At 71.6% G+C, this 15,737-nt stretch carries 13 protein-coding genes; 7 read left to right on the top strand and 6 right to left on the bottom strand.

Features of this window, described 5'->3' with window-relative positions:
- The first annotated feature begins 308 nt into the window (after positions 1-308).
- Together ACZ4FV_RS06340 and ACZ4FV_RS06335 are read left to right on the top strand one after the other, a co-directional pair.
- A complete protein-coding gene (locus tag ACZ4FV_RS06340) occupies positions 309-743 on the top strand; it encodes an ATP-binding protein (RefSeq protein WP_395869113.1) in 435 nt (144 codons plus the stop codon).
- Between the two features lie 419 nt (positions 744-1,162).
- Positions 1,163-1,399, top strand: a complete 237-nt coding sequence (locus tag ACZ4FV_RS06335; protein WP_020554482.1) for a DUF397 domain-containing protein — start codon at positions 1,163-1,165, stop codon at positions 1,397-1,399.
- Positions 1,400-1,459: 60 nt separating this feature from the next.
- Here the strand turns inward: ACZ4FV_RS06335 and ACZ4FV_RS06330 are convergent, their stop codons facing one another.
- A complete protein-coding gene (locus ACZ4FV_RS06330) occupies positions 1,460-2,326 on the bottom strand; it encodes a helix-turn-helix domain-containing protein (protein WP_395869111.1) in 867 nt (288 codons plus the stop codon).
- 486 nt (positions 2,327-2,812) lie between these two features.
- Between ACZ4FV_RS06330 and ACZ4FV_RS06325 the strand changes: the two genes are divergently transcribed.
- Both ACZ4FV_RS06325 and ACZ4FV_RS06320 read left to right on the top strand, forming a co-directional pair.
- Positions 2,813-4,210, top strand: coding sequence for an SWIM zinc finger family protein (locus ACZ4FV_RS06325; protein WP_402238945.1), 1,398 nt, complete (start codon positions 2,813-2,815; stop codon positions 4,208-4,210).
- On the top strand, positions 4,207-7,023 hold the full coding sequence (locus ACZ4FV_RS06320; protein ID WP_465321995.1) for a hypothetical protein: 2,817 nt from the start codon (positions 4,207-4,209) through the stop codon (positions 7,021-7,023). Before ACZ4FV_RS06325 ends, ACZ4FV_RS06320 begins: the two co-directional genes overlap by 4 nt.
- 84 nt (positions 7,024-7,107) lie before the next feature.
- Here ACZ4FV_RS06320 and ACZ4FV_RS06315 read toward each other — a convergent pair whose 3' ends face one another.
- Positions 7,108-7,779 carry an O-methyltransferase gene (locus tag ACZ4FV_RS06315; RefSeq protein WP_395869105.1) on the bottom strand — a complete coding sequence of 224 codons (672 nt, stop codon included), beginning with the start codon at positions 7,777-7,779 and terminating at the stop codon, positions 7,108-7,110.
- Between the two features lie 4 nt (positions 7,780-7,783).
- Positions 7,784-8,629: an arylamine N-acetyltransferase gene (locus ACZ4FV_RS06310; RefSeq protein WP_395869103.1), complete on the bottom strand. Its 846-nt coding sequence runs from the start codon at positions 8,627-8,629 to the stop codon at positions 7,784-7,786.
- Positions 8,630-8,797: 168 nt separating this feature from the next.
- Here ACZ4FV_RS06310 and ACZ4FV_RS06305 point away from each other — a divergent pair, with 168 nt between their 5' ends.
- Complete coding sequence (locus tag ACZ4FV_RS06305; RefSeq protein WP_465321993.1) at positions 8,798-9,211, top strand: ankyrin repeat domain-containing protein; 414 nt, start codon at positions 8,798-8,800, stop codon at positions 9,209-9,211.
- A 77-nt stretch (positions 9,212-9,288) separates the two neighbouring features.
- Positions 9,289-9,960 carry a hypothetical protein gene (locus ACZ4FV_RS06300; RefSeq protein WP_395869099.1) on the top strand — a complete coding sequence of 224 codons (672 nt, stop codon included), beginning with the start codon at positions 9,289-9,291 and terminating at the stop codon, positions 9,958-9,960.
- A 32-nt stretch (positions 9,961-9,992) separates the two neighbouring features.
- On the opposite strand, the gene ACZ4FV_RS06295 is transcribed toward ACZ4FV_RS06300, so the two are convergent.
- The 3 genes from ACZ4FV_RS06295 to ACZ4FV_RS06285 all read right to left on the bottom strand — a co-directional run bounded on the left by ACZ4FV_RS06295 (position 9,993) and on the right by ACZ4FV_RS06285 (position 13,300).
- A complete protein-coding gene (locus ACZ4FV_RS06295) occupies positions 9,993-11,360 on the bottom strand; it encodes a M16 family metallopeptidase (protein ID WP_395869098.1) in 1,368 nt (455 codons plus the stop codon).
- The gene (locus tag ACZ4FV_RS06290) at positions 11,357-12,694 is read right to left on the bottom strand and encodes a M16 family metallopeptidase (protein ID WP_395869096.1); all 1,338 of its coding nucleotides are present in this window, start codon (positions 12,692-12,694) and stop codon (positions 11,357-11,359) included. The genes ACZ4FV_RS06295 and ACZ4FV_RS06290 overlap by 4 nt, the downstream gene beginning before the upstream one ends.
- A 177-nt stretch (positions 12,695-12,871) precedes the next feature.
- A complete protein-coding gene (locus ACZ4FV_RS06285) occupies positions 12,872-13,300 on the bottom strand; it encodes a type II toxin-antitoxin system Rv0910 family toxin (protein WP_395869094.1) in 429 nt (142 codons plus the stop codon).
- A 181-nt stretch (positions 13,301-13,481) separates the two neighbouring features.
- Between ACZ4FV_RS06285 and recD2 the strand changes: the two genes are divergently transcribed.
- Positions 13,482-15,716, top strand: coding sequence for an SF1B family DNA helicase RecD2 (recD2, locus tag ACZ4FV_RS06280; protein ID WP_395869266.1), 2,235 nt, complete (start codon positions 13,482-13,484; stop codon positions 15,714-15,716).
- The last annotated feature ends 21 nt before the right edge of the window (positions 15,717-15,737 follow it).

Genomic DNA, 15,737 nt, shown 5'->3' with positions numbered 1-15,737 from the left:
CACTGATATGTCCGGGATCCGGACGGAAAGTGATCGTTGGTCGATCGAAATGCACGTGCATCGGCGCGGTGCAGACGCAGAAATCGTCGATGCACGTGCATCCGGTCTTGCAGTTGGGGTCGGCATCCTCATAATGAAGTGTGTGCATGTGCACGCGCATGTGCATGGACGCTCTGTGAGGCGAGTCCTCTGGCGGCGTTCCCAACAGGCCGGGGACCAGTACCCGCTCGGAGGCACGGATGACCGTCGCGAGTCCCGCAGGGTTCCGGACGTCGACGTTTCAGTGGATGGAGCCTCTGGCCGGGGATATGGGCCCAACATCCGATATCGCGATACAAGCCCTCGCCGCGCGCCGCGAGTCGGTCAAGGCCGCTCGTGACTTCACCCAGTCGGTGCTCGCCGGCTGGGGCGCCGCCTGCCTGGAGGACGACCTCGCCCTGGTCGTGTCCGAGCTCGTCACCAACGCGCTGTGCCACGGACTGGGCGCCGGCCGCGACGACGCGACCGACGTGGCGCACAACATCCAACTCGCGCTCCTGCGCAAGGGCGAGCGCGTCATGTGCGCGGTCCAGGATCCCGGTGAGAGCCTCCCGGAGACCCAGGCCGGCGGCGAGGACGAGGAGTCCGGGCGGGGCCTGTACCTGGTCGGCTGTTTCAGTGATTCGTGGGGCTGGTTCCCGCTCGACGGCATGGGTCGACGCACCGGAAAGGTCGTCTGGGCGATGTTCGAGATACCGGCCTGACAAACACGTTCCGCAGCTTGCGAACAGCATTGCGTTGCGGGATCGCGTTGCAGCTTTGTGGAGAGTTCTAATTCACATTCGGAAGCGGCAACCGAATTAGGGTGCCAAGCGTTTACCCGTCGATCCTTCGACGGGTTTTCTGCATTCTTACGCCCGTTTCGTCCCTCGCCGCTTAAGCAGCTTTTACGCTTCCTTTGAAACCTTGAGGAATGCATGAGCCCTCCCGTGTGAGTGAAGTCGGGCTGCGCTATCATCACCGTTGTACGCTGCATATGCATGGTCAGATGCACGTGCATGCGTAAGTCGGACCGGTTCTGGAAGAAATTGCGACGGACCGGGACGAAGGAACGACACGTGCCGCAACCGGGGGGCGGGCGACCGCCGTCGGGTCGCTCGGCGAGAGGTCCAGGAGAAGCGTCATGCAGGCAACGCACAACGGGGTATCGGCGACCGCGCTCGACGGGGTCACCTGGCAGAAGAGTCGCCGCAGCAACTCGCAAGGCAATTGCGTCGAAATGGCGGCGTTGCCGGACGGCGACGTCGCGGTCCGCAATTCGCGCCACCCCGACGGGCCGGCGCTGATCTATACGCGCGCCGAGATCGAGGCGCTCATCCTCGGGGTCAAGGACGGGGACTTCGACAACCTGCTCGCGTGAAAACCCGCCCGGGACGCTCCGCCCGGGTGGGCCGCCCGAGGGCGTTCACAAGCGGAATCCTCAGTTCTCCTTAAGGATCCGCTGCAGCAGGTCCACACTCTTGTCCGGCGGCATGCCGTCCACGCTCAGCCGGTCCATGACCTCGGTGTACGCGTCGACCTCGTCGCGCTTGTCCAGATACAGCGCGCTCGTGAGCTGTTCCAGGTAGACCACGTCGGGCAGGTCGCTCTCCGGGAACCGCAACAACAGGAACGGGCCGCCCTCGGCGGCGTGCGCGCCGAACCGGAACGGCATGATCTGGATCGTGACGTTCGGCAGGGCGGCCATCTCGATCAGGTGCCGGACCTGATCGCGCATCACGTCCCGACCGCCGATCGGGCGCCGCAGGGCCGCCTCGTCCAGCACGACCCACAGCCTGGGCGGCTTGTCGCGGTACAGGATCGACTGGCGCTGCATCCGCAGACCCACCCGGCGGTCCACCTCGGCCGCCGACGCGGACGGCTGCCCGGCGATCACCACGGCCCGCGCGTACTCCGCGGTCTGGAGCAGGCCGGGCACGAACTGCACCTCGTAGGTGCGGATCACCGAGGCGGCCTCCTCCAGGCCCACATAGACCTGGAACCAACTCGGCAGGATGTCGTTGTAGTTGTGCCACCAGCCCTGGGCGTTGGCCTCCGCCGCGAGGCCCAGGAGGGCGGCCCGCTCGGTCTCGTCGCCCACGCCGTACATCGTGAGGAGATCAGCCACGTCGCGCTCCTTGAAGCTGACGCGCCCCAGTTCCATTCGACTGATCTTGGATTCGGAGGCCCGGATCTCGTAACCGGCCTCCTCCCGCGAAATCCCCTTCGCTTCGCGCAGACGGCGAAGCTGGGAACCGAGGAGAATACGGCGAACCGTCGAGCCGCTCCCCGGCTGCGTTGCGGGCATCTGCTACCTCCGGCTGAATGGACCAGCGCATAGTATGCCGGCGCGTTGCCACGCGTCCTCGGATCATGGTTACAACAGCACTCTCTTGACGATGTGCCACCACCCACCCGAGTCGTCCGTGTGCCGCAGTTCGGCTTGTCACGTTCAGGCCCCGGGCCCCAGCCGCCCATGCTCGCACAGGTGATACCACCTAATCGATGCCGTGGCACCGCGAATCCCCCTCTACTGTCCGGTAATCCGGATGTTTCCGACGAACGAACGGCCCGATACGCACGCTCCGCGCGCGATCCGTGACACGTGCCGTATCCACCGCCGTGTGGGTGACCCGCGAGGCACCCGCACGCGGCGCGCCGAAGCCGTCCACGAGGGCTTAGGGGCGGTCCCGAAGGCGCGGTGAAAGTACGCCCGTCCGTGCGGTGTCGAGGCCCGTGACGACGCGCAGCGGACCCGACTCCCGCTGTCGGACGCGGTGTCTACGGTTTCCACATGTCCTCCCCGGTGCACTCCTTCACCTATTTGCGATCGTCCGAGCTCGCCGCCGTCGACGGCGGACGCTCGCTGGGTCTGCAGACCTGCGGCGGCCTGAGTTCGCACGGCCTGACCCCCTTCCCGCGCTTCTTCGACGGCTTCCTGACCGCGCCGGAGGCGGCGGCGGGCGGGCTGCTCGCGGTCGCCGACGTCGCGGCGGCGCGGTACCACCAACCGATGCGCCCGGGCCTGCTCGACCCGGTGGTGACCGGAAACGGCGATCGGCTCCGCTTCGAGTCGTTCTCGGCGTGCTGCGGCGTGCACGCGCGCCTGGACGTACTGCCCGCCGGCATCGACGGCGAGATGTTCGGCACCGGCACCACCAACGTGGACGTCAACGCGCCGCTGCGCGAGGCGCTCGCGAAGGTCGGCGGCGCGGATCCGCTGCACCTGGCGGTCGGGCCCGACGACGTGACGGTGACCACCTTCGACGGGCCGGTCGTGGAGAAGAAGGTCCCGCTGCCCGAGCGCTGGCTGCGCGGATTCGCCGAAGTCCAGGTGATCTCGGGCGGGTTCGACCTGCGCGCCGAACTCGCGGCGGGCGAGGCGGTGCGCTTCCTGCGGGCCCTGCCGCGCGGCGCCCGGCAGGCGCTGTGGGCGGTCCCGGCCGGGCGTTCGCTGCGGCTGACCGCCCGCCCGCTGCCGGGCGCGGTGTGCCTGCCCGGGCCGGACCGACTCCAGGCGCTCACCCGGCTGCTGCGACACGCCCTCGCGCTGCGCGTGTACGGACCCGCGGTGCACGCGCGCAGCAGCGCGGTGTCGTCCGCGTGGGAGATCGAACTGCCGGGCATGCGACTGACCTTGACGCTCTCCCCGGACCCGGCCCGGGGCTTCTCCGGCGAGGGCGCGGTGCTCACCGGCCTGGCCGTCGACTCCGGCGCCGCGGACGCCGACCTGATCTCGGCCCTGCTGGCCTGGGAACCCCGGGTGGAGATCGGCGAGTTGGCCGCACGATCCGGGCTGGACACCGAGCGGGTGCGGGCCGCGCTGGTGCGCCTGGGCACCGGCGGCCGGATCGGCTACGACGTCGCGGAGGCGGCCTACTACCACCGCGAGCTGCCCTACGACACCGGCAGCGTCGAGCGGATGAACCCGCGGCTGCGGGACGCGCACGCGTTGGTCGCGGCGGGCGCCGTGACGCTGACCGGGACCGGAGAGAGCGCCACCGTGCGCAGCGGCGAGCACACCTACGGGTTGCGGTTGGCCGGGGCGGGCAGTTGCACGTGCCGGTGGTGGGCCGAATACCGGGGCGGACGCGGACCCTGCAAGCATCTGCTCGCCACGCAGATCGTGCGCGGGCGGGCGCACACCGACCCGACCGCGACGGCGCCCGCACCGCAGGAGGCGAACCGATGACCGAGCCGACGACCGGGAGCGAGCCGACGACCGGCGCCGCATCGCAGGCCCGCGAGCCGCTCACCTGGGCGCGGGTCGAGGCAGCCCTGGTCGAACAGGACCGTGCGGGCGGGGCTCCGGCGCCGATCGTGGCCCTGTTCGCCGGGCGCACCGAGGCCGAGCGCCGCAAGCTGGTGCCGCGATACAAGGAGGCGGTCCGCTCGCTCCGAAACTCCTCGCGCGGCCTGCGCACGCTGCGCTACGTGGGCGTCGCGTGCCTGGGTGGACCCGCCGGGATCGCCCAGTGGCTCTCCCGCGAGGACATGACCTGGCCCTCGGGCCCGGACACCGGCGAACAGGCCGTCCACACCCTGCTGGCCGAGCGCGACCCGGCCTGGATACCGGACATCGTGAACCGGCTCGCCACGAGGATGCCGGTGGACACCTGGGGCAACCACTGGGACGTGGTGGACGCCCTGGTGCGCGGAAGCGGCCTGCCCACGCCGACCACGGCCGGTTTCGTGGTCCGCTGGGTGGACAAGGTGGGCCGGGAGACCTTCGGCACCGGACCCGCGCTCGCGGAACGGCTGCGCGCCGACCCCTACTTCACCGACCTGCTGCCTGCGCTGTTCGAGGTCCCCGGCGTCGGACAGCTCCTGGAGAACCACGAGTCCTGGAGCCGGACCGGGTTCGCGGGCTGGGGCGCGACCTTGGCCGAGCTCGCCGACGCGAAGGTGATCGAGCGGGACACCGTCCTGGACGGCTGCGTCTCCCGCCTGCTGCGCGGCGAACGCCCGGGCTCACTGCGCGCATTCGTCCGCCTGCACGACGCGATGGCGCCCACCGACGACGAGCTCGCCGCCCGCGTCGACTCCTATCTGCGGCTGCTTCCGGACGCGCCGTCGCCGGTGGCCGGCCTGGCCCAGGACGTGCTGCGTCGGCTGGACGCGGCGGACCGACTGGACCCGGAGCGCATCGCCGAGGCGGCCCGGAGCGTGCTGTTTCGTACCGAGAAGAAACTCGTCCGCACCCAACTCATCTGGCTGGGCCAGGCGATCAAGCGCCACCCGGATCACGCCGGAATGCTGCTGGCCACCGCGGGCACCGCTTTCGGGTCGGTCGCCGTCGACCTCCAGGAGCGCGCGCTCGCGCTGATCACCAAACACGTCGGCAAGCTCCCGGCCGACCAGGCCGCTCGCGTATACGACGAGGTGCGCGCGCAACTGTCGCTGCTCGGCGACGCGTTGCGTCCGGAGGCGGCGGCGCTGGTCGGCGAGAGCGCGGTCGTGGAGCCCGACCGGGGGATCGCCCTCGTGCCGCCGCCGGTGCGCGAGTTGCCGCCGCCGATCGGCTCGCTCGAGGAACTGGTCGAGGAACTCGCGGTGTTGTTCGCCCGCACCGACAACCCGTGGGTGAGCCCGCGTGGCCGCAACACCGACCCACTCGCGGTGGAGCGGATCGTCTCCGCGATGCTGCGCGAACACGAGCGCGACCGCGAGGCGTTGCACGCCGCGCTGCTTCCGCTCACCGAGCGGCACGCGCACATCATCGAACAGCAGTGGTTCATCCATCAGGTACAGGGCGCGGTCGGCGCGATGGTGGCCGCCGCCACCGGTTACGGCGGCTCCCGATCCGGCTGGTTCCGCAGCCTGTTCGGCAAGGGCACCGAGGCCTCCGACCACGACCTGATCCCCGGCTCCAGGGTGGACGTCGAGCGACTCGAACCGGTGCAGCGCTTCCTGCTCGCGCGCCTGTACGAGGTGGGCACCCGGCTGCGGACGCCGCGCGGCGGCCCGCACCTGGCCGAGATCGCCGACGCCACCGGCCTGGTGGACCCCGAGGCCCTCGTGGCGGGCCTGGAACGGTACGAGGTCTCCGGGCACAGCCCCTGGCGGCGCGACGTCGACCAGGCACTGCTGCGGCTGCCCGCCGAGATCGACCCCGCGGTGCTCGCCCGAGCCGGCCGGCTCACCTCGCCCGCCGGCCTGCGGGTGGCCCGAATGCTGGCCGCGGGCGGTCCGCCGGCCGGGTTCGTCGAGCGCCGGCGCTTCGCCCGGATCCACCGCGAGTTCTCGTATCGGGACCGGGACTGGACGCACTTCGACGGCCCGCTGGCCCTGATCGCCCCCGGTGACCCCGACACGCGGCCGCAGGGCACGGTGCCCGAGAGCGCGCTGCCCATGTACGACCTGTCCGACCCGGGTGCCGCCGCCCGCAGGCCGGGATGGTCCGAGAACACCGAGCCGGATCTGCACTGTTGGCCACTCGTGCTGCCCCGGGACCGCGACGTGCTCGGCGCGCATCTGGCGATCCGGACCCAGCGCGGGATCGACGGGCCCTGCCGAGGCGCGGAGATCCTGCCCGCGTTGGCCGAGTCGCACGGACCGCTCGGATCCGGCATCTCGCTGGCGCTGGCCTACGCGCTGGGCGCACAGGCGGCCGAGGATCGTACCGCCGCAGTGGACGCGCTGGTCACCCTGGCGGCCAGGGGCGACGCGTGGGACACCCTCGGGCTGGGCCGCGACATCGGCGAGGCGGTCCGTACCCGGGGTCTGAAGACCACGCGCGTGGTCGCCTCGTTGCGCGAGGCGTCCCGGGCCGGCGCGGGCGAGGCGGTGTGGGGCGTGTTGAGCGGCTTCCTGCCCGACCTGCTCGCCGGTACCAAGACCACGGGCCTCGCGGACGCGCTGGCGGTGGCCGCGGAGAGCGCCGCGGGCGGCGGCGCGCGGGCGGTGTCGATCGCGGGGCTGGACGCGCTGGCCGACCGCAAGGGAAGCTCCCGCGCGGTCACCGAGGCGAAGCGGTTGCGCGCGATCCTGGCCGACGGGGGCTGAGGGCACGACGGCCGAGCGTACGGTGGATGGGCGCCCGGCACGTGGGCGCCGGACGGGTCGAGGACGGCCCGTCCGGCGCGCCGCTCACAACTCGTCCAGATCCTTCACCCGGGCCAGCGTGACGCCGTCCGCGACCGGGAGCATCACCGGCTCGACCCTCGGGTCGGCCCGCACGTGTTCGTTGAAGGCGTGCACGGCCTCCGGCGTCGGGTCGCCGCCCGGCTTGAGCACCAGGCCGCTGTAGAGCACGTTGTCGACGATCAGCAGGCCATTGGGGCGCATCCGCGGGACCAGCGCCTCCCAGTAGGAGATGTAGCCGTCCTTGTTCGCGTCCAGGAACGCCAGGTCGATGTGCGGGTGCGAGGGCAGCGCGTCCAGCGTCTCCAGCGCCGGCGCGATGCGCAGGTCGATCCGGTCCTCCACGCCCGCCTCGCGCCACGCCTCGCGGGCGATCGCGGTCCACTCCTCGGACACGTCGCAGCACAGCAGTCGGCCGCCCTCGGCCAGGCCCTTGGCGATGCACAGCGCGGAATAGCCGGTGAACGTGCCGACCTCGACCGCGACCTTCGGCCGGACCACACCCGAGAGCAGGGTCAACAGCGCACCCTGTTCGGCGGGCACCTGCAAGCCGGCGAACCGGCCCATCTCCCTGGTCCGTTCGATCACGCCGCGCTGGACCTCGTCCGGTGCGATCGAGTGGTCGAGGACGTAGTCGTACAGCTCGGCGGTGACCTGCACCTGCTTGTCGAAGGACATTGCCTCAACTCTCCTCTGGTCGCGCGGGTGGACGCGCACGCTCGGGCGGCGCGGGGAACACGGTGTCCCAGGGCAGCAACAGGCCGAAGTCGTGGACCAGGAGCCGAAGTACCTCGTGGTCGTCCTTCAACTCGCGCTCCTCCCGGGAGCCGTCGCTGCGCACCACGGTCAACAGGCGGTCCTCGATGTACGCGCGCTCGTGCGGACCGCTGCGCTGCACTCGCAGGGTATGCCGGAACGGCGAGCTCGGATGCGTCGCGGCGTACCAGTTCGCCACCTCGAAGTCGACCGACTCGCGGCGCTCCAGGGTGAAGGCGTACACGGTGAACCAGCCCTGTCCGCCGTACACGGTCTGCAGCAGCCACAGATCGTCCTCGCGCACGAGCCGGAACCGCCAGGCTCCCTGCGGACTCGCCACGCCCGGCAGCAGCGGCAGCGGCTCCAACAGGCCGCCGCTGCCGAAGCCGACGTCGGCGATATAGGGGTGCGCCTCGCCGGGCACCTCGACCGCGAGCAGCGTGTGGGTCATCGGCCGGATCGCGTCCGAGCCCATCCGCACCCGCGCGGCCAACCGGGTGACGCCGAAGCCCAGCGCCTCCAACACCCCGGCGAACAGGAGGTTGTGCTCGAAGCAGTAGCCACCGCGTCCCTGGCGGACCAGCTTGTCCTCCAGGTCGGCCGGCGCCAGCGAGGGCACCCCGCCCAGGACGATCTCGACGTTCTCGAACGGAATGCCGACCACGTGCGCCAGGTGCAGCGAGCGCAGCGTGGCCCACGTGGGCGCCCGCTCGCCCGCCCAGCCGATGCGGGCGAAGTAGGCGTCGAGGTCCAGATGGTGCAGATGGCGCAAGAGCCGTCTCCTTCGGATCCGGGGCCGCAACTGGACCGATTCTCACACGCCCGCCGGCGCGGGCGGGACCGCTGCCGCGGCGCGCCACCCGATAGGTTCGGAACCGGTCGGGCCCGGTGTCGGCTCGACCGCCACACCCGCACGGCGTCACGTTCTCGGAGGTAGGTCATGAGCGAGCAGGAACCGGAGCAGCCGTCCGCGCAGGACGAGGAGCGGATCCGGGAACTGGCCGGGCGGTTGTTCGAGGCCGCGCGCACCGGCGACGCCGAGACGCTCGGCGGCTACGTCGACGCCGGCCTGCCGGTGAACCTGGCCAACGACCGGGGCGACACGCTGCTGATGCTCGCCGCCTATCACGGACAGGCCGACGCGGTACGCGCGTTGCTCGCCCGGGGCGCCGATCCGGACCGGGCCAACGACCGTGGCCAGACCCCGCTCGCGGGTGCCGTCTTCAAGAGCGAGCGCGACGTGGTCGCGGCGTTGGTCGCGGCCGGCGCCGATCCCGACGCGGGCACGCCGAGCGCGCGCGAGGCGGCCCGGATGTTCGGCAAGGAGGACATGCTTTCCCCGACCGGTGGGTAACAAATGGATGACCCTCCGTCAGTTTCCGCCTGCGTCAGGGCCGGCCGGACGTGAGGACACCGGGGGAGGCACGAACGATGTCCGAGCGACCCGCGATCCCGCGTCTCGATCTGGACGGATTCCCCAGCGGCGTGGGCCTGTTGCACCTGCGCTCGGATCTGCCCGAGGCGCTGGACGGGACGTTCTCCCCGTGGTGCGACCGGCACCACGGCGACCTGTTGCGGACGCCCGGTTTCCGTCGGGCCCGCCGTTTCGTGTTGTGCGGGGCGTTCGGCAACGGTGAGGCCGAGGCGGGGCCGCCGGCCGCGCGCCACCTGACGCTGTACGACCTCAAGCACGTCGGAGTGCTCGCCGCCGCAGGCGGTGGCGACGTGCACGACACCGCGGGCACCCCGCTGCCGCCCGAACTGATCGGCGCGATCACCTCGTCGCGTCTGGACTGCCGGGAGATCCGGCGCTGGCCGAACGTGTCGGCGGGCCGGCTCTTCCCGGCCGGCGACAAATTGCTGCACCTGACCGCGCACGGCTCGGGCACCGCGATGGGGCGCTGGCTGCACGAGGAGGCGGTCGCCGAACTGCTGCGCTCGCCCGGCGCGGTGGGGCTGCGCTGGTTCGACGCGGGCGAGGGGCTGCACGTGGTGCTGTGCGAGGTGAGCGGCCCGATGTGGCCGCTCCCCCCGCACGTGCCGCAGGATCTGGGGCCGGCGATGTGGAGCGGCTATCGCCAGGTCTTCGTCGCGGAGGGGTGAGCGGGCGGGCGCGAGGGGCGACCGCCCGGGAGTCACACCTGGGACATCACCACGTCGAAGCCCGCCGCGCGCAGGTCCGGGACGATGCGCGCGGCGTCGCCCTCGACGACCACCGCGAGTTCGTCGGGGCGCAGGTGGGTGCCGGCGGCGCGGTTGACCGCGTCCGCGTCCGTGGCCAGGATCTCGGCGTACTCGCGGGTGACGTGGTCGTCCGGCAGGTCGTGCACGATCGCCTCGATCAGCCGGCCGCCGATGCCCGCGGGGGTTTGCAGGTTGATCGGCATGCTGCCGAGCGAGTGGGCGCGGGTGGCGGCGAGTTCGTCGGGCGTGACGCCGTCGGCGTGCATCCGGCGGACCTCGCCGATCGCGTCCACGATCGCGGCGGCGGTCACCTCGGTGTGCACGGAGGAGGACACCGTGAACGCACCGGAGCGGCGCCCGTGGCCGAAGCTCGCGTGCGCGCCGTAGGTGTAGCCCTTGACCTCGCGCAGCAGGTGGTTGAGCCGGGAGCCGAAGGCGCCGCCGAGCACGTCGGCGAACAACTCGATGGCGATCAGGTCCGGGGTCGAGCGGGGGGCCGCGGTGTGCCCGATCCGGAGCACCGACTGCACGGCGCCGGGGCGGTCCACCACGATCGCCCGCTCGGTCGAGGGGGTGCCTGCGAACGTGGCCGGGTCCGCACGCGAGGTGGTGCCGCCGGCGCCCGCGAAGACGGTGCGGCCCAGTGCGGCCAGGTCGATCGTGTCCAGGTCGCCGACCACCGCGAGGGTGCCGGGTGCGGTCATCCGGCTCGCGTGGAAGGCCCGGATCGCCTCCGCGTCCAGCGCCTGTGCCGTGTCGGGAGTGCCGCCGAGCAGGCCGCCGAGGCGGCTGTCGGCGCCGAACAGGGCCCGACGGAAGGCGAGTCCGGCGCGGGTGCCGGGCTGGGCCCAGGAGGTCTTCATCGAGCGCACGTGGTCGGCGAGGAAGCGCTCGACGTCCGCGTCGGCGAACGCCGGCCGGCGAACCGCCTCGGCGATCAGGTCCAGGCCCGCGCCGAGCCGATCGGCGGGCAGGTCGAGGCCGACCTCCTGGGTCTCCCAGCCGCACGCGAGCCGCCATTGCGCGCCCAGCGCCTCGATGGCGAGCCCGAAGGCGTCCGCGTCGCGGTCCAGGCTGCCCTCGTCGAGCAGCGAGCAGGTGATCCGGGCCAGGCCGTCCAGGCCGACCGGTTCGTGCAGCGCGCCGCTCTCCATGACCAGTTTGCTCCAGGCCAGGCTGCGGCCGGGCAGGTGCGCGCCGATCACCTCGCCGCCGGCCACCGCGACCCGGCGCACCTCCGGGAAGCGGTACGGGCGCGGGTCCGCGCCGGCGGGTCGCTCGGCGACCAGGGTGTGGCGGGTCGCGACGTGCTCGCTCATGCGGCGGCCTCCGGCTCGTTCGTGTCGATGTCGGCACCGGCTTCGGCGGCCTCGGGCCGAAACTCCAGCACGATCCGGTTGTCCGGGTGCAGCAGTTCGCGGGCCACCCGGTGCACGTCCTCGGCGGTGACCGCGAGCAATTCGTCGAGGTGGTCGCGGATCGACTCCGCGTCGCCGAAGCGGGTGGTGAACCGGCCGATCGCGTCGGCCCGGCCGCCCGCGGTGGCCAGCTCGCGCAGCCAGTCGCCGGACAACACGGCCCGGACCCGGTCGAGTTCGGCCTCGGTCACCCCCTCGCGGGCGACCTGGTCGCAGACCGCGACGTAGGCGTCGAGCAACTCGCCCGGCTCGACGCCCTCACTGGGCGCGCACGAGCCCATCAGCACCGATTCGAAGTGCAGGTGGCCCCACGCGGACAGGAACGCGCCGGAGGCCTGGGCCAGATTGCGCGCGGTGACCAACTCGCGGTACAGCCGACTGCCCCGGCCGCGGCCCACGGCGGTCGCGAGCACGCTGGAGGCGGCCGCGTCCGGGCTGCCGAAGCGTGGCGCGCGGTGGCACAGGAACAGGCGCGGCGCGGGCACGTCCCGGTGCACCCGCACGTGCCGGCCGGTCCCGAACCGGGGCGGCAGCGGCGCCGGGGTGGGCTGCGGGAACGAGCCGCGCGGGGCGATCCCGCCGAAGTACCGCTCGGCCAGGGCGACCACGTGCTCGGGCCGCACGTCGCCGACCACGGTCAGCACCGCGTTGTCCGGCGCGTAGTAGGTCTCGTGGAACGCGGTGAAGTCGGCGAGTTCGGCGCTGTCCAGCTCCGCCATCGAGCCGATCGTGGACGTCGCGTACGGGTGCCCCTCGGGGTAGGCGAGGGCCATCATCTCCTCGCTCCAGGTCCCGTAGGGCACGTTGTCGTAGCGCTGCCTGCGCTCGTTCTTGACCACCTCGCGCTGGTTGTCCAGGGTCTCCTGGGTCAGCGCGAGCGAGCCCATTCGGTCGGCTTCGAGCCACAGCGCGAGTTCGAGCTGCCCCGAGGGCACCGTCTGGTAATAGTTCGTGCGGTCCGCGCTGGTGGACGCGTTGATGCCGTCGCCGCCGCAGCCCTCGATCGCGGCGAAGTGACCGCCCTTGTCCACGTGCGCGGAACCCTCGAACATCAGGTGCTCGAAGAGGTGGGCGAAGCCGTGCTTGCCCTCGACCTCGTGCCGCGAGCCCACGTCGTACCAGAGGTTGACCGCGGCGAGCGGCACCGTGCTGTCGGGGCAGACCACCACACGCAGACCGTTGTCGAGCCTGGTCCGGTGCAGGGCCCACGGGAAGTGGGCGGAAGTCGACGGCACGTCGGGTTCCTCCAGGGGTTCGCGGCGCTCGGTGACGGATCGCCATTGTTCCAGGCGAACGCGGCGAGCGGGCGCACCCCGTACGCGCGACGACCATCCGCCCGGGTGTGCTCACCGGGGGATGGTCGTCGTGGGGCGTCGCCGGGTGGGCGGCGACGGCCGCGCGCGGCGCGCGGGTTACTTGACGAGCGCGGCGAACTTCGCCAGCGACTCGATCAGCGCCTCCTGGGTGGCCTTGGTGACCTTGCCGGCCATCATCTGCACCGCGCCGCCCTTGACCTCGGACTCGATCCGCAACACCGAGCCCTCGCCCGCGGCCTCGACGATGAAGACCTCGGTCATGATGACGCCCATCGGGCCCTTGCCGTCCAGAGCCAGCGACTTGCCCGCCTCGACGTCCTTGATCGTCCACTTGATGTCCGCCGGGAAGCCCATCAGCTTCATCTTCTCGTCGTACGTCACGCCGGCTTCGAGCTTCTCCGGGGCGCCGTTCGGAAACTCGACGTGCGGGACCATCCACTCGCCGAAGACGCTGTAGTCGGTCAGCTTCGCCCACACGGCCTCGGGGCCGGCAGCGATCTCGACCTGCTCGTTGATGACGGGCATGCGTGTGTCCTAACGGTCTTTGAGCTGCGGGAGCTTGCGGCTCGGAGCATGGAGTCCTCGGAACGTACCGCCGTTATGTGACACAGTCAATGGTGTCGACGAGCGTAAAGAGAACGTGTTCTAGTTCTGCTGTCACCCCGGTTGGCTAGTCTCGGGCGCTATGACAGGCACGTTGCCGGGCATGCCGCCCGGGGCCGATGGCGGGGCCGGGGGAGGGGCCGTTCTCGAAGCCGTTCTGGAGCGCATCACCTACCAGAACGACGAGAACGGCTGGACCGTCGCCCGAGTGGACACCGGCCGGCACGGCACCGAACTGCTCACCGTGGTCGGCGCGCTGCTCGGCGCCCAACCGGGCGAGTCGATCCGGATGCGCGGCCGCTGGGGCAGCCACCCGCAGTTCGGCAAGCAGTTCCAGGTCGATTCGTTCAGCACCGTGCTGCCGGCCACCGTGCAGGGCATCCGGCGCTACCTCGGCTCGGGACTGATCAAGGGCATCGGCCCCAAGACCGCCGACCGGATCGTCGAGCATTTCGGCGTGCGCTCGCTCGACGTGATCGACGAGGACGCCACGCAACTCATCCAGGTGCCCGGCCTGGGCCCCAAGCGGACCAAGCTGATCGCCGCCGCGTGGGAGGAGCAGAAGGCGATCAAGGAGGTGATGGTCTTCCTCCAGGGCATCGGCATCTCCACGTCACCCGCCGTGCGCATCTTCAAGGAGTATGGCGACGCGTCGATCACCGTCGTGCGCACCGAGCCGTACCGGCTGGCCGCCGACGTGTGGGGGATCGGCTTCAAGACCGCCGACGCGATCGCCAAGGCCGTCGGGATACCGCACGACGCGCCGCAGCGGATCAAGGCCGGATTGCAGTACACGCTGTCCGAGGGCTCGGACAGCGGCCACTGCTACCTGCCCGCCGACGTCCTGGTGGCCGAGGCGGTGAAGATCCTGGACGTGCCCTCCGACCTCGTAGTGCGCTGTTTGAACGAGTTGGTGGGCGAGGACGGGGTGGTGTGCGAGGAACTGCCCGGGCCGGTCACCGTCTCCGGCACCCAGGGCGATCCCGTCCAGGCGGTCTACCTGGTGCCCTTCCACCGCGCCGAACTCTCGCTCGCGGGCCGGGTGCGCGCCCTCCTGGGCGCGCGTGAGGACCGGCTGGCCGCGTTCGCCGAACTGGACTGGACCCGGGCGCTGGCCTGGCTGCGCGCCCGCACCGGCACCGCGCTGGCGGCCGAACAGGAACAGGCCGTCCGGCTCGCGCTGACCAGCAAGGTCGCGGTGCTCACCGGCGGCCCCGGCTGCGGCAAGAGCTTCACCGTGCGCTCCGTGGTCGAACTCGCCCGTGCGCGCGGGGCCAAGGTGATCCTGGCCGCGCCCACCGGCCGGGCGGCCAAGCGGTTGGCCGAGTTGACGGGGTGTGAGGCGGCCACCGTGCACCGCCTGTTGCAGCTCCAGCCGGGCGGCAACGCGGCCTACGACCAGGACAAGCCGCTGGACGCGGACCTGGTCGTGGTCGACGAGGCCTCGATGCTCGACCTGCTGCTGGCCAACAAGCTGATCAAGGCGATACCGACCGGCGCGCACGTGCTGTTCGTCGGCGACGTCGACCAGTTGCCCAGCGTGGGAGCCGGCGAGGTGCTGCGCGACCTGCTCGCCGCCGAGCGGGTGCCCCGGGTCCGGCTGACGCAGATCTTCCGCCAGGCCCAGCAGTCCGGCGTGGTGACCAACGCGCACCGGATCAACGCCGGCCGGCCGCCGATCACCGACGGCCTGACCGACTTCTTCCTCTTCCCCGCCGAGGAGACCGAGGACGCGGCCGGCCTCACCGTGGACGTGGTGGCCCGCCGCATCCCGCGCAGATTCGGCCTGGACCCGCGCCGCGACATCCAGGTGCTCGCCCCGATGCACCGGGGCCCGGCCGGCGCCGGCGCGCTCAACCTGCTGCTCCAGCAGGCCCTGACCCCCGCCCGCGAGGGCCTGCCGGAGAAGCGCTTCGGCGGGCGCACGTTCCGGGTCGGCGACAAGGTCACCCAGATCCGCAACAACTACGACAAGGGCGCGAACGGCGTCTTCAACGGCACCGGCGGTGTGGTGATCGCACTCTCCCCCGAGGAGCAGAAGCTCGTGGTGCGCACCGAGGAGGACGAGGAGGTCGACTACGACTTCGCCGAACTCGACGAGTTGTCGCACGCCTACGCGGTCACCATCCACCGCTCACAGGGCAGCGAGTATCCGGCGGTGGTGGTCCCGGTCACCATGGGTGCCTGGATGATGCTCCAGCGCAATCTGCTCTACACCGCGATCACCCGCGCCAAGCAACTCGTGGTCCTGGTCGGATCGCGGCGCGCGCTCGGCCAGGCGGTGCGTACCGTCTCGGCCGGCAAACGGTTCACCGGGCTGGCGCACCGGCTGAGATAGCACCGCCCCGGGCGGATCGCC

The sequence above is a fragment of the Embleya sp. NPDC025285 genome, from assembly GCF_055558835.1.
The sequence above is the reverse complement of the archived record's forward strand: the minus strand, read 5'-3'. Positions and strand labels throughout refer to the sequence as shown.

Coding starts and splice junctions, on each gene's coding strand:
- ACZ4FV_RS06285 (WP_395869094.1), bottom strand. CDS start 13,300: ATGCCCGTCATCAACGAGCAGGTCGAGATCGCTGCCGGCCCCGAGGCC.
- ACZ4FV_RS06340 (WP_395869113.1), top strand. CDS start 309: ATGGGCCCAACATCCGATATCGCGATACAAGCCCTCGCCGCGCGCCGC.
- ACZ4FV_RS06300 (WP_395869099.1), top strand. CDS start 9,289: ATGTCCGAGCGACCCGCGATCCCGCGTCTCGATCTGGACGGATTCCCC.
- ACZ4FV_RS06330 (WP_395869111.1), bottom strand. CDS start 2,326: ATGCCCGCAACGCAGCCGGGGAGCGGCTCGACGGTTCGCCGTATTCTC.
- ACZ4FV_RS06315 (WP_395869105.1), bottom strand. CDS start 7,779: ATGTCCTTCGACAAGCAGGTGCAGGTCACCGCCGAGCTGTACGACTAC.
- ACZ4FV_RS06295 (WP_395869098.1), bottom strand. CDS start 11,360: ATGAGCGAGCACGTCGCGACCCGCCACACCCTGGTCGCCGAGCGACCC.
- recD2 (WP_395869266.1), top strand. CDS start 13,482: ATGCCGCCCGGGGCCGATGGCGGGGCCGGGGGAGGGGCCGTTCTCGAA.
- ACZ4FV_RS06335 (WP_020554482.1), top strand. CDS start 1,163: ATGCAGGCAACGCACAACGGGGTATCGGCGACCGCGCTCGACGGGGTC.
- ACZ4FV_RS06320 (WP_465321995.1), top strand. CDS start 4,207: ATGACCGAGCCGACGACCGGGAGCGAGCCGACGACCGGCGCCGCATCG.
- ACZ4FV_RS06325 (WP_402238945.1), top strand. CDS start 2,813: ATGTCCTCCCCGGTGCACTCCTTCACCTATTTGCGATCGTCCGAGCTC.
- ACZ4FV_RS06305 (WP_465321993.1), top strand. CDS start 8,798: ATGAGCGAGCAGGAACCGGAGCAGCCGTCCGCGCAGGACGAGGAGCGG.